This window comes from Senegalia massiliensis, assembly GCF_009911265.1.
GTDB classification, from domain to species: Bacteria; Bacillota; Clostridia; order Tissierellales; family SIT17; genus Anaeromonas; species Anaeromonas massiliensis_A.
In genome coordinates this window covers 1-14147 of sequence record NZ_QXXA01000007.1, presented here as the reverse complement: position 1 = coordinate 14147, position 14147 = coordinate 1, and the positions used below count along the sequence as shown (strand labels likewise).

The following is a 14147-nucleotide window of genomic DNA, read 5'->3' as shown; positions in this document are numbered from 1 at the left end:
TAGGAGGAATATAATGGATACAATAGAATTTTTAAAAGAATTATCTAATTATAATAGTGTCTCTGGTTATGAACAAAATTTGTCAAAGTATATTCATAATGTTTTTCAAAAATATACAGATGATATAACTTATGATAAGTTAGGAAGCTTAATAGCTATAAAAAATGGTGAAAAAAATTATCAAAATATTAAAATAATGCTTGCAGCACATATAGATGAGATAGGATTAATGGTAACTGGAATAGCAGAAAATGGATCTATTAAATTTACTTCTGTAGGAGGTGTTGATCCAAGAACTTTAGTTGCTCAAGAAGTTATTATTCATTCTGAAAAAGAGATATATGGTGTGATAGGAACATTACCGCCTCATTTACAAGATTCTGATTCCAAAGATAATGCTTTTAAAATGGAAGATTTATATATTGATATAGGTTATGATGAAGTAAAAGCTAAAGAATTAATATCTATTGGTGATATAATCACTATTAAAAGAGAGTTTAAAGTATTAGAATCTAATACTGTTACAAGTAAATCATTAGATGATAAAGCAGGAGTAGCTACATTATTAGAATGTGTTAAAGAATTAAAAAAACTTAAACACCAAGCAGATGTATACAATGTTTTTACAGTACAAGAAGAAGTTGGGACAAGAGGTGCGATAACAAGTACATATAAAATAGATCCTGATATTGGAATTGCAATTGATGTAGGTTTTGGTAAAACTCCAGAGTTAGAAGATGCTGATTCAATTAAGATGGGAAAAGGTCCTGCTATTACACTTGGCGGAAATATTCATCCACAACTTAGAAAAAAACTGATTGTAATAGCTGAAAAATATAATATTCCCTATCAAACAGAATTAGATCCTGGACCAACAGGTACTGATGGAAGAAGTATACAAATATCTAGAGCTGGTATACCTACTTTAGTTATATCTATACCCTTAAGATATATGCATACTTCAGTTGAAACAATTAATATAGATGACATAAAAAATACTGCTAAACTTATAGCTAGATTTATATCTGAAATTGATAGTAACAATCTGGAGGGATATCTATGTTATTAAAAAATCTTACAGAAGCTAGTGGGGTTTCTGGAAATGAAAAAGAAGTAAGGGATATTATTATAAATGAGATAAAAAATTATGTTGATAATTATAAAGTAGATAAAATAGGAAATGTAATTGCTTATAAAAAGGGGCAAAAAAATAACAATAAAAAAATATTAATAACGGCACATATGGATGAAGTAGGTTTAATAGTTTCTGATATTGATGATATGGGATTAATTAAATTTATGACAGTAGGTGGAATCGACAAGAGGGTACTTGTTTCGAAAAGAGTAAAAATAGGAAAAAATAAAGTTTTAGGTGTTATAGGTGCAAAACCTATTCATCTTCAAAAACCTAGTGATCGTAAAAAAGCTTTAGATTTAAAACAATTATATATAGACATTGGAACATATACAAAAGCTGAAACAGAAAAAAAGGTTAATATAGGAGATTATATTGTATTTGATAGTAACTATATGGAATTTGGAGATGATCTGATAAAAGCTAAAGCTTTAGACAATAGAGTAGGTTGTACTTTATTAATTGAATTATTGAAATCAGATATCCCATATGACTTACATGTAGCATTTACTGTTATGGAAGAAATAGGACTTCGTGGTGCGGGACCTGCTGCATATAAAATACAACCTGATATATCAATAATCTTAGAAGGTACTACATGTGCTGATTTAGAGGATATTGATGACCATAAAAAAGCTACAATATTAGGTAAAGGAGTAGCAATATCATTAATAGATAGAACAACTTATTATGATGAAAATTTAAGAAATATGCTTGTAAATACTGCTGAAGAAAATAATATTCCTTATCAGTTTAGAAAAACAAGTGTAGGAGGAAACGATTCAGGTAGTATTCATTTATCAAGAGAAGGAGTAAAAACAGCAACTTTATCTGTACCATGTAGAAATATCCATTCTCCAATTAGCATCATGAGTAAAAAAGACTATAAATCTACTAAAATATTATTAAATAAATTTATAGGAAAAATATTAGAAGGAGAGAATAAATAATGGAATTTAATAGTGTGTTATTAAGAAAACTTGTAGATTCATTTTCACCATCAGGTAATGAAAATAATGTAAGAAAATTAATTATAGAAGAAATTGAGGATTATGTAGATGAAATAAAGATTGATAACTTAGGAAATCTTATAGCTAGAAAGAAAGGAAATGGTAAGAAAGTAATGATTGCTGGTCATATGGATCAAATTGGACTTATGATTATAGATATAGATGATAAAGGTTTTTTAAGGTTTACAAATATTGGAGGAATTTCTCCTTTTTTAAGTATAAATCAAAGAGTTATATTTGAAAATGGTATTGTAGGAGTAATATCAAGTGAAGATATAGATGATAAAAATAAATTGAAATTAGATAATTTATATATAGATATTGGAGCTAAAGATAAAAAAGATGCAGAGGGGAAAATTGGAATTGGAGATACCTGTGTATATTTAAATAGTTTTTATGAAGATAATGATAAGGTTATTTCTAGATGTCTTGATGATAGAGTAGGTTGTTTTGTAATGATTGAGGCTTTGAAAAAAATGAAGAATGTAGATAATGATCTTTATTTTGTCTTTACTGTTCAAGAAGAGTTAGGTATAAGAGGTGCTAAAACATCTGCTTATAAAATAGAGCCAGATATAGGCATAGCAATTGATGTTACTCCAGCAGGAGGTACTCCTAAGTCTAAAAGATTATCAGTAACTTTAGGTAAAGGTACTGCCATAAAAATTATGGATAAGTCCTTAATAGTACATCCTAAATTAAAAGATATACTAATTGATATGGCTGAAAAAAATAATATAGAATATCAAAGAGAAGTTTTAGAGTATGGTGGGACAGATTCAGGTAGTATACACTTAAGTAGAGAAGGTGTTCCTTCAGGTGTAATATCTATTCCTACTAGATATATTCATTCTTCAAATGAAACAGTATACAAAAAAGATGTGATAAGTTCTATTGAGTTACTTAAAACAGTATTGAATCATGAATTCAAAATATAAATGAGCTATATATAGCTCATTTATATTAATGGAGGAGTTTTATGATTGTATTAAATGAAATAAAATTAGATAAGGACAAGAAATATCCTTTATATAAACAATTGTATAAAGGAATAAAAGATCTAATTATTGATAATAGAATAGAGGTCAATACTAAATTACCTTCTATTAGAGAAACCTGTAAAATATTTAATATAAATAGTTCTACTGTTGTAAGTGCATATAATTTATTGGAAAAAGAGGGTTATGTATATAAAAAAACTGGTAGTGGAACTTATATAAAGAATATTGATGTAGATAACACTTTAGATAATAAAAAAAATTTAAATATTATTTATGATTTTCAAAACTTAACAGCTGATTCAAAATTATTTCCTGTATCAGAGTTTAAAGAGTTAATGAATGTAGTTATAGATAGAGATGGAGGCAGTGCCTTTGATTATCATGAAAGTATAGGATATTTACCTCTTAGAAAAGTGATTAAAAGCCATTTAGAAGAAAAAAATATTTTTACACCTTTAGAATCTATTCAAATAATATCTGGAACTCAGCAAGGCATAGATATATTAAGTAAAACAATATTAGATTATGGTGACATTGTAATTACAGAAGCTCCTACTTATCCTGGTGCTTTATACTCATTTAAATCAAGATCTGCTAAAATTATTGAAATACCCGTTGATAGAGATGGAATAGACATTACTATATTAGAACATAAAATTAAAAATTTTAAACCTCGTGTAATATATACAATGCCAAATTTTCAAAATCCTACTGGATTTTCTTATTCTTTAAATACGATGAAAAAAATATTGGAATTAGCTGAAAAATATAATACATATATTATAGAAGATGATTATATAAGTGATATTAATTTTAATAATAAAAAGGTAAAGTTACTTAAATCTTTAGATGATAATAATAGAGTCATATACTTAAAAAGTTTTTCAAAAACTTTTATGCCAGGAATTAGGTTAGGTTTTGCTGTTCTACCTATAAAACTCAGTCAAAACTTTTTATTAGGAAAACATTTTTCTGACATATCTACGTCAGGTTTTATTCAAAGAATATTTGAACTATATTTAAAAGAAAAAATGTGGGATAATCATATAAAAAAATTGTCTAGTATATATAAAATGAAATATGATTTAACAAAAAAATATATTAAAAAATATATACCACTATATCTAAGATACTATAGACCAGATGGAGGTCTTAATTTCTGGTTTGCACTTCCTGATGGTTACTCTTCAAAAAAACTAGAAATTTATTTAAAGGAAAAAGGAATTTTAATATCTTGTGGATCAAGATTTTATTCTAGCAATAATGATACAGAATATTTTAGAATAAATATATCATCAATAGAAATAAAAGAGATTGAAAAGTCTATTATATTATTATTTAAATATATTAATAAGTTTATAAAAAATAAAAATAATAAGACACTTATACATCCAATTAATTATTTTGATTTTTGATATTTTTCTTTAGATATATATATTAATATATCTTTGTCTTTTATTATAGTACTTTTTTCAGGGTTTAAATTTGTTTGTCCTTTTCTATAAATTCCTATTAAAGTAATATTCTTTTTAAGTAATTCTAAAGAAACATCAATATATTTTTTATTAATATAGTATTTAGGAGCTAACATTTCATATAATTCAGAGCCATAAGAATTTGTTATAAGCTCCTTAATTGCTTTATTTACTGTCTTATATAATATGCTTCTTACTAATACTTTACTTTCTATTTGATTACTTACGATAATATCATTTACATTTACTCTTAAAAAGTGATTTGAATTTTCGGGATTTACTACTTCGGATATTAAATATATATTATTATTAGTTTTTTCTATTGCTAAACATGTAAATACAGATTTTGCATCCATCATTTCTAAGCTATCTAATTTTCTATCAGCTAATACTATTGCTGTTTTAGCATAAGATATATTAGCTCTTTTTAAAACATTGTCATTCCAAGGATTTCCTTTTATATATGATATATTCTTTTTGGTATAAGGATTTTGATCTATATTATCAATTAAAACTATATTTATATCTTTATTTTCGTTAATTAATTCTTTAATAATAGATTTCGACCTATAGTTCCATCCAATTATAACTATGTGATTTTTAAAATTTACATCCATTAATCCCATCCCTTTTTTAAAATTTTTTTCTACAAATATTGATGCAAATGAAGCAGTTATAAATCCAAATATACCTATACCAATTAACATTAAAATTATTGCTATTATTCTGCCTAAATAAGTTATTGGAAATATATCTCCATATCCAACAGTAGTACTAGTGACAAAACCCCACCAAATAGCATCTCCTAAATTATTTATTTTAGAATTATTTTCTGTTTCAACAACATAAAAAATTATTGATAAACTCAATATAAATATAATTACTATAATTAATGATTTATAAAGTTTAGCATTTTTCATTAGAATATGTAATTTTTTAATAAAAAAAATAAGTCATCAACCTTTCTTTACATTATTTTCTATAGTATTTAGAAATATTTACTTTAGATAAGAATTTAAAGTAAATATAGAATTATTGTATTACTATATTTACTTTAATCTTACAAAGAATAATATAGAAGGAGGGATAAGATGTATTCTTATAACATTTTTAAAAAAGAATTATGTAACTTTTTAAATGAAAACGAAAAAGACATTATAAGAAAAGATATTTATGAATTTAATAAATTAATAAATATTATTGATTATCTTCCACCACTATATCTTGAAAAAAACAAGTATTTTAATGTTTTATTTAAAGAAAAAAATATTTTTAAATTACTATACTTAGTTTGCACAGAGTATTTAAAAAATATAAATAAAACTTATGAAGAAGATAATGAATTATTTAATCTAAGCATAAAGTTAATAAATAAATTTTATGATGTTTTTAAACCAATAAACTTAAACAATAAATATATAGTTATATATCCCAAACTTTCAATAAAAAAATATATTACTCAAGTTAAAGAGTCAGAAGACTTTAGATTTTCTTATATATCAGAAAAAACATTAGAAAAATTGATATATTTAATCATAAAATTTAGTGAATTTGAATTGAGTAATATAGACAAAAGAAAGTTTGGGGAAATAAATTTACCAAGTTTAGTCTTAGCAAATATTAAGTTATATGAAAAGGGTATTTTAAAGATCTATCAAAATGAAGATAGAAAAATAGAGTTTTATTTAACTAAAATAAATACCAACAAAGCTAATTCTAAAATAATAAAAGATGATGAGTATATAATGTACAAAATAATTGAAATATTATGTAAAAATAACTATGGTTCCTTTACAGCATGTGATTTTATGAAATAGAATAATTATTCTATTTCATTTTTTTTGCAACATTTATTTGATTATTATGCATTATTTAAGGGTATAATTAATATAATAATATAAATATGAATTTTAAATAACATTACATTGCATAATTCTGAATTATTGTTGACATTAAATTCAAAATTTAGTATAATTAAAATAAGGAGGAGTAAAGATGAACGAAAATATTATCAAAACTAATAAAAGAGAGCAAATAAGTAGACTTAAAAAGTGTGGAGCTATAACATGTATACAGAATATTGATGGATATTGTAACACTGATAAATGTGAAATGTATGAGAGAATGTTAAAACAAGAGTATTAAGCATAAGAAAAAGAGGAAGAAATTCTTCCTCTAATGGTTAACACCTATAGGGTGTTATTTTTTTTATATTTTTTTAAACCTACTTTTAATATATTCATTGATTTTTTTAATGAATTTTCATTTAATACATATGATATTCTTACTTCATCTATACCTAAACCAGGAGTAGCATAGAATCCTTCTGCAGGTGCTAACATTATAGTTTCACCATCTATATCAAAATCTGTTAACAACCATTTCACAAAATCTTCTGCATTATCTACTGGTAATTTTGCTATAACATAGAAAGCTCCATGAGGTTTTTCACATATAACACCCTCAATATTTTTAAGTTCGTTATAAACTATGTCTCTTCTTTTTTTGTATTCTTCTACTACATCATCAAGATACTCTTTACTTACTTTTATAAGCTCAGTTGCTCCGATTTGTTCTAATGTAGGAACGCACAGTCTTCCTTGACAAAGCTTTAATATTTGCTTAATTAAATCTTTGTTTTTACAAGCGATCATTCCAATTCTTGCTCCACAAGCACTATATCTCTTTGATATACTATCTGTTAATATCACTCTATCTTTTATATTTTCAAAGGAAGCAAAACTTTTATATTCAAATCCATCATAAATAAATTCTCTATATACTTCATCAGATATAATATATAAATCGTTTTCCTTAGCTATGTCTGTTAATGCATTCATTTCATCCCTAGTATAAACTGCACCTGTAGGGTTGCCAGGATTTGATAATAAAATTGCTTTTGTTTTTTTAGTGACTAAACTTTGGATGAAGTCTTTTGAGGGTAATTTAAAGCCATTTTCAGCCTTAGTAGTAATTGGGACTACTTTTACCCCTGCTGCACTGCTAAATCCATTATAATTAGTATAAAATGGTTCAGGGACAAGAATTTCATCGTCAGTATCTGTTACTGCTAATAAAGAAAATAATATTGCTTCACTTCCACCATTAGTGATTAAAATTTCATCTTTTTCAAATTCGAGGTTATAAGTTTTATAATACTTAATAAAACTTTCTATAAGTTGAGGTAATCCTTCAGAAAATGAATAAGATAAAACCTCTTCATCATATTTTTTTATTGAATTCATAAATTCTGGAGGTGTTTTTATGTCTGGTTGTCCTATGTTAAGGTGATAAACTTTTTTACCATTTTTCTTTGCTTCTTCTGCCACAGGTACTAACTTTCTGATAGGTGATTCTTGCATTTGATCAATTCTTTTAGAAAATTCCATTTATATTCCCCCTATGTTATGTATTTAAATATATATTTTAATGATAACATAAAATATATTAAAAATATATATATTTATCACTATTAATTACAAATTTTACAAGGTAATTATATTCTGAAGAAGTACTTTTAGATACTATAAATATGTTATAACTTAAATCATTTATGTAAATTTTAAAGATTGAGGCGTATGATATTAAATTGAATGAATTATAGCAACAGATGTAGTAAATGGTAAGTAACATAATAAATATTATCATAATTGATAATAAATATGAAGTTTAAAAAACAAAAGAAATAAATAAAAAATCAGAAATCATATCTTATTTTGATGGAGATTTATTTAAATTAATTGAAGAGATCATATTAGGATGGATAATTAATCATAGGGGAGTAGAGGATAGAAGGTTAAAAATTTACAGTTTCAACTTTGGGGTTGTTTGGTGATTGGATTAAATGGTGGTTACTAATTATCATTACATTTAGTATTTATGAATTTTAGTTAGAAATAGCACTAGAAAAATAGAGAGCAAGAAATACAGCATTTGCAAAGTAAAGCACTGATAATGTATCTTTTTTATAAAAACAAATCAGGACAGTTAGTCCTCACTTGCAAAATTTATTATCGTTTTTTACTGACACAAGCTTCTCCTTGCGTAAGCAAAAAGCTTGTTTGTCCTCATCTTGAATGTCAAAATATAGCTTCATAAAAACTTTTTCTCTATCAATTTTAATTTTTTTAATTATAGATTGCAACATCTTTCTTTTCTCATTCACATCTAAATACTCATAGGTGTTTTTAAAATCTAATAGATACTCTTTTACTTTTTCAAGAAAACATCTAAAAATATTGTAATTTCTTGTCGAATAAATAAAAAATATAAGAAAAGTTACCTATAGACAAGTAATTATATTTATTTGATTACTAAGTTCTACATTTATTGACATTTATAGTACAAACTAAACATTAGATATGGTAAAATAAGTATAGCTTGAACAAATAGAAAATATATCCATAAGGATACGTGGCCTATAATGAGAGGTAACTGTTAAGACGGTAATATTAATATTTTGAAATAAAATTAAGTAAGGATATAACAAGTAAGAAGGTGATCATGTGCTAACAGAAGATGAGCTAAAGTGGATAAGGAGCGTTTTAGTAGATGATTCTATGAAAATATCTCCTTCATATTTTTATAGACGAAAGAAAAAGATGGAATGGCTTAAAAATAAAACAAAAGTAAGACAAGAGTTAGATAAATTAAGAAAAGAAATGTTAAAAACAACTCCAAAAGATTTACTTGAATTAAAAGATAAAAGTGTAAGAGAGAGTCGGAAAATTAAAAATTTTGAGGGGATATATATAATACATAATCGTATAAAAGATATTTATTATGTTGGACAATCAAAAAGAGTTTTAGATAGAGCTTATATGCACTTTATTGTAAATCCAGAAGCTATAGAAGGGAGGTATAACCTCACTGTTGAATATAATTTTCCTGAAATATATTTTGATTATAATGCAGGAAATGAATTTATTATTAGTTTGATACCTTTGATAGAGACATCATTTTCATCTTTAAATGAGCTAGAAGGCTGTGCAATAATTGCTTATAATTCATTGGCTCCAAATGGTTATAATAGGGTAAGCGGTAATATGATGGATAAACCTATTTTTAAAAATGATGATTATAAAAAAGCTATGAATTTAATATTTAATAGGATAAAAGAAACAGAAGGAGAAGATTTTATTTTAAATCTCACCAATCAAAAAAAGAGAAGATCTTATACTTTAAATTTATTTACAAAACTTAGATTGCCACGTAATCCTAATTTTTATTTAACGTTTTTAAAGATGTTAACAGAGTATAGAAAGTATAATAAAAAATAATCAATTATCTATTGGTTCTTTTTCAGATAATTTTGGAAAAAAGAATGAAGTAAAATTAGATATCATTTATTATGAGTAAATATCACTTATGGTTAGATGTTAACACACGTTTACTTATTTAATGTATCGGGCACATGGAATACATTAATTATCTAAACGAATTAATACTCTCTCTTTATAAAACTACTTAGTATTATAACGTAAAACTGAGTTTACTTAATATTAAATATAATAAACTCATTTGAATCATAGTTAAGAAGTATCATATATAGTAAAATACATATATTTAAATAAAGGATTTTATACATATTTATAGAATTTTATAATGACGTGGTAGTAGAAAAATATGAAATAAGTGTATTCGATTGAAACTCAGAAATTATTTATAGAATTTGGGAGGAAAATGACTATGTTAAATAGCAGAAATCAAGTATTAGTTTTATTAACAGATCGTTGGTGCGATTGGGAAGCAAGCTATGCAATTGCGGTGATTAATTCTTTTTCGGACTATGTAGTAAAAACAATTTCAAGTGATACTATTCCAAAGGTATCAATGGGAGGTATCAAATCAGAAATTGATTATTGTATAGGTGATTATCAAAATTTTGATAACCTTGCTATGATTATTATTCCTGGTGGTCTTTCTTGGGAAGTAAATGATTATGATGAAATTGCAGAATTTATTCAAAGTGCTGTAAAGTCAGATATACCTGTTGCGGCAATATGTGGAGCAACTCTTTTTTTATGCAAGCATGGCTTTCTTAATGAGATAAAACATACAGGAGATTCTTTAGAACTATTTTTAAAGCAGAAGAATTATAAAGGGCAATCATTTTATGTACCTGCTCAAGTAGTTGTTGATGGAGGTTTTATCACAGCAAATGAAACTGCGTCTGTAGAATTTGCTTATAACATATTTAAAATACTAAAAGTAGATAGTGATGAAGAAATGGAAGAATGGTATAATAATTTTAGAAATGGTGCTATTCGTTAAGTTATGTATATAACTTGAAAGTGGAATGTTTCACAGTTTTTATAAACTACGTAATATGATACTCCAGATTGAATTTTACAAAATGTTCATTGGAAGTTAATATTTTCTACTATATTTTATAGTGTGATAATTATATATACTCTCAGTAAGAGAGAAGATTTTAATACAAAATATGTTAGTTCATAAGTTTTGTAATTATTTAATATAAGCAATTAATATTTATATTCAATATAAGAACTAAAAGAAAATTTTAAGATATTACATAGATATGGATATAATTTAGGCAGAATGTTTAATAAAGGAGTATTATAACATGAAAATCAATCAATTTTTAATTCGATTATCATATATGATGATTATCATTTTTGGTGGAGTTTTTACTATTCGTTATTTTAGAATGAATGAACTTCTATTAGATCAACTGATAGGGGTATTTATTGGTGCAATACTTTTAATAGTTTCATTACTCTGGAGAAGAAAATATATGCTATAAGAATATTAATAGTAGTTAAATGAACGTTATTTTTGAAATAATTCTTATGTATGATAAATTGTCTTAAATAGAAAGTTATAGTGATGCAATAGTAGAATTATGCGTCATAAACTTAATCTCTTGGGGGGATGAAATGGCTAGTTTATTTGATAAAAAGGAAACAAGTGCCTTGCCATTATTAATATACACTGTTTTTCTAATTTCACTTATGGCTTTAAATAATAATGAAAAAATAACAACTATCCCTTATGTATATATAGCTTTTAGAGTTATAAATATAACTTTCAGCATCTATATAGCATTAAATGTCATAATGCTTATAAAAGACACATTTAAAGAACTACAAAAAAGAACGCTGCTAGAGACAATGCAGATTGTATTTATAGTTTTTTTAATGATTGTAATGTTATTTGTGACGATTGAAAGTATAATTCATACAGCATCGTATATTAATAAAGTTTTTAAGTTAGTATAAATAAGCTAGTTTAAAGAAAGTAAAATATTATGACTCAAGTTTGATGATTTTAGAAAGTTTATATTTAATAGAATTGAATTTGCATCTAGGAGGGTGAATTTTATGTTCAAGAAAGATACAATAAAGAGTTTTATAATTGGTTTTATAACTTATTTTGTATTATCAATTATTTTAGATTTATTTGGAGTAAATACTACAATTATTAAAAGCATAATTGTCATTATTATATTAATAATTTATTTTATAATACAATCACAGAAGAAAAATAATAAGTCGTGATTTTTATAAACTACGCATTATGCTGCAATCTGAGTTTTACTTAATATTAATTATAATAAATTTAAGGAGGTTAAGTAATTTGAAAAAAATGATTTTTGGTGCACTCTTATTTATATGTGGGATGATAGGTATTTTAGCATCATTTATAGTAGTAGGACTTAACCCTGGTTTTCATTATAAAATTCCTGGATTACTTGGTTCACTATTAGTTTCAAGAACTATATTTCCACTTATATTTTTTGTTATCATGGCATTAGTAGGAACTATAATATGTGCATATGAAGCATATTTTAGGAATTAATAAAGTGAAATTTATATATAATAAACTCACTAATTTTTAATATTACAGACTATGACATATAGAAAACTGTATAGGAGGTACTAATTAATATGGTTATTATAGAAAATATAAACTCTTTAAAAAACTCAATTCAAGATAGCATTTTTTTGAAATTAATTATAATGATTTCAGCATTAATATATCCTACAATATTTGTATTAGGTTTTAATGGTATTCTTAATATGGAAATTTTGAATCCAATGTTATTAATGTGGATAGGATTTTATACCTCTATTATTTTAATTTATTTTGTTGGTATAAGTTTAATAAATATATTAATAGTACTAATTAATGTATTTATTATTTTATTTTTAATGTTTGTATCTATGATGGGAGGAAGTGGAGTTCCATGGGCCCTAATCATCAAAATGATTTTACCAATTATCCCATTCTCTTGGATAATCTCTTTATTTTAGTAACTAAAATCAGTTGTTAAGTAACTGAGATTATTGAATAAATCAGGGAGGTCAGACAAGGAATATGTTTAATAAAGAGAAAATGATATATCTATCAGATTTGTTATTTTATATCTTTTTAATTATAATTGTGAGTTTAAATAATAATGAGAGAATAAAGGATATTCCTTATGTATATATGGCTTTAAGATTAGTGTTTACAGGGTTAAATGCCTATGTAATAATAAAGATTATAAAATTACTTAAGAATACATTTAAGGATTCTCAAAAAAAACCATTTATAAAATTTATTTATAGTATATTGGGTGTTTTTTTAATATTGCTAATGTTATTTTTATTTATTGAAAATATAATTCATATAATATAATAGACAATATAATTCAAAAATACAATTTAAATATGTTTCTAAAGTTTACTGAGGAAGAAATTTTGAGGAATATTTTTATACATCTAATTGGTGATCTTCTCCAAAATAAAAATAGTTAAAGGATAAAATATTATGACTGAACAAATGACTATACTTTATGGATACATTATTATGACATCATTTTTTATCATAAGAATTATTTTAAAGGATGGAGGCAATATGTATGAGAAAAGCACTCTTAATATTAGACGCACAAAAAGGATTTTTTAAACATGCTGATTTAGATAAAGAATATAAAGTCATTAAAAAGATGATAGAAATTTTTAATGAAAATAATGACTTGATCCTTGGTACCAAGCATATAGATGAAAACCCTGATAGTATTATTTACTCAAATTCAGAAAACTCAAAACTAGACAATCACATATTAAAATCTTGTGATAAAGTGTTTGAAAAAACAGTTCCAAGTGTGTTTTCAAACACTAATTTCACTAATTTTTTAAAAGATGAGTCTTTAACAGACCTAATTATTTGTGGATTCAATACAGAGTATTGTGGGCTATTTAATGCGATAGTATCAAACGATCGTGGTTTTAAAACAACTTACATTGAAGATGCGATAGGAACTGTAAATAACGATGAAACATATGAAATGCCTGGATTGGATATTAACGACTTTGTATCGACCGTTCTACATTGGTCAGGAGTAATTGATGTTGTAAATTTTGAAGAATTTATTAAGTGATTAGTTTGTCTTAATAATAAAATGAGTAAAACTCAGATTTAATAATTGAAAATAAAAATAATAAGGAGATTTGATATGGAAATATGGATTATTGCATTATTATTAATTATAATAGGAATATTAGTAGCTTCTCCTGAT

General features: G+C 24.7%; 16 protein-coding genes. 14 read left to right on the top strand and 2 right to left on the bottom strand.

Annotation, left to right across the window (positions count from 1 at the left end; all coding sequences use genetic code 11):
* Positions 1-13 precede the first annotated feature (13 nt).
* The 4 genes from D3Z33_RS07055 to D3Z33_RS07040 are packed head-to-tail and all read left to right on the top strand — an operon-like array spanning position 14 to position 4561.
* Positions 14-1069 (top strand): M42 family metallopeptidase, encoded by a 1056-nt coding sequence (locus D3Z33_RS07055; RefSeq protein ID WP_160197083.1) that lies wholly within the window; start codon positions 14-16, stop codon positions 1067-1069.
* Positions 1060-2085 (top strand): M42 family metallopeptidase, encoded by a 1026-nt coding sequence (locus D3Z33_RS07050; RefSeq protein WP_160197082.1) that lies wholly within the window; start codon positions 1060-1062, stop codon positions 2083-2085. Before D3Z33_RS07055 ends, D3Z33_RS07050 begins: the two co-directional genes overlap by 10 nt.
* Positions 2085-3083, top strand: a complete 999-nt coding sequence (locus D3Z33_RS07045) for a M42 family metallopeptidase (protein ID WP_160197081.1) — start codon at positions 2085-2087, stop codon at positions 3081-3083. Before D3Z33_RS07050 ends, D3Z33_RS07045 begins: the two co-directional genes overlap by 1 nt.
* Before the next feature lie 41 nt (positions 3084-3124).
* Positions 3125-4561, top strand: a complete 1437-nt coding sequence (locus D3Z33_RS07040; protein ID WP_160197080.1) for a PLP-dependent aminotransferase family protein — start codon at positions 3125-3127, stop codon at positions 4559-4561.
* On the opposite strand, the gene D3Z33_RS07035 is transcribed toward D3Z33_RS07040, so the two are convergent.
* The gene (locus D3Z33_RS07035; RefSeq protein WP_160197079.1) at positions 4546-5541 is read right to left on the bottom strand and encodes a potassium channel family protein; all 996 of its coding nucleotides are present in this window, start codon (positions 5539-5541) and stop codon (positions 4546-4548) included. The two genes, D3Z33_RS07040 and D3Z33_RS07035, sit on opposite strands and share 16 nt — an antisense overlap.
* 171 nt (positions 5542-5712) lie before the next feature.
* On the opposite strand from D3Z33_RS07035, the gene D3Z33_RS07030 reads away from it, so the two are divergent.
* Entirely contained in the window at positions 5713-6438 is a 726-nt protein-coding gene (locus D3Z33_RS07030; protein ID WP_160197078.1) for a hypothetical protein, read from the top strand.
* A gap of 178 nt (positions 6439-6616) precedes the next feature.
* Entirely contained in the window at positions 6617-6766 is a 150-nt protein-coding gene (locus D3Z33_RS07025; protein WP_160197077.1) for a hypothetical protein, read from the top strand.
* Between the two features lie 44 nt (positions 6767-6810).
* On the opposite strand, the gene D3Z33_RS07020 is transcribed toward D3Z33_RS07025, so the two are convergent.
* On the bottom strand, positions 6811-8010 hold the full coding sequence (locus D3Z33_RS07020; protein WP_160197076.1) for a pyridoxal phosphate-dependent aminotransferase: 1200 nt from the start codon (positions 8008-8010) through the stop codon (positions 6811-6813).
* Between the two features lie 1116 nt (positions 8011-9126).
* Between D3Z33_RS07020 and D3Z33_RS07015 the strand changes: the two genes are divergently transcribed.
* The 8 genes from D3Z33_RS07015 (at position 9127) to D3Z33_RS06980 (ending at position 14009) form a co-directional block, all read left to right on the top strand.
* The gene (locus D3Z33_RS07015; protein WP_160197075.1) at positions 9127-9900 is read left to right on the top strand and encodes an excinuclease ABC subunit C; all 774 of its coding nucleotides are present in this window, start codon (positions 9127-9129) and stop codon (positions 9898-9900) included.
* Between the two features lie 409 nt (positions 9901-10309).
* The gene (locus D3Z33_RS07010; RefSeq protein ID WP_160197074.1) at positions 10310-10894 is read left to right on the top strand and encodes a type 1 glutamine amidotransferase family protein; all 585 of its coding nucleotides are present in this window, start codon (positions 10310-10312) and stop codon (positions 10892-10894) included.
* 313 nt (positions 10895-11207) lie between these two features.
* Positions 11208-11387, top strand: a complete 180-nt coding sequence (locus tag D3Z33_RS07005) for a hypothetical protein (protein ID WP_160197073.1) — start codon at positions 11208-11210, stop codon at positions 11385-11387.
* A 133-nt stretch (positions 11388-11520) separates the two neighbouring features.
* A complete protein-coding gene (locus tag D3Z33_RS07000) occupies positions 11521-11862 on the top strand; it encodes a hypothetical protein (RefSeq protein ID WP_160197072.1) in 342 nt (113 codons plus the stop codon).
* 102 nt (positions 11863-11964) lie between these two features.
* On the top strand, positions 11965-12141 hold the full coding sequence (locus D3Z33_RS06995) for a hypothetical protein (RefSeq protein ID WP_160197071.1): 177 nt from the start codon (positions 11965-11967) through the stop codon (positions 12139-12141).
* A 79-nt stretch (positions 12142-12220) separates the two neighbouring features.
* Positions 12221-12442, top strand: a complete 222-nt coding sequence (locus tag D3Z33_RS06990) for a hypothetical protein (protein ID WP_160197070.1) — start codon at positions 12221-12223, stop codon at positions 12440-12442.
* 89 nt (positions 12443-12531) lie between these two features.
* A complete protein-coding gene (locus tag D3Z33_RS06985) occupies positions 12532-12897 on the top strand; it encodes a hypothetical protein (protein WP_160197069.1) in 366 nt (121 codons plus the stop codon).
* Positions 12898-13487: 590 nt separating this feature from the next.
* On the top strand, positions 13488-14009 hold the full coding sequence (locus D3Z33_RS06980; RefSeq protein ID WP_160197068.1) for an isochorismatase family cysteine hydrolase: 522 nt from the start codon (positions 13488-13490) through the stop codon (positions 14007-14009).
* The last annotated feature ends 138 nt before the right edge of the window (positions 14010-14147 follow it).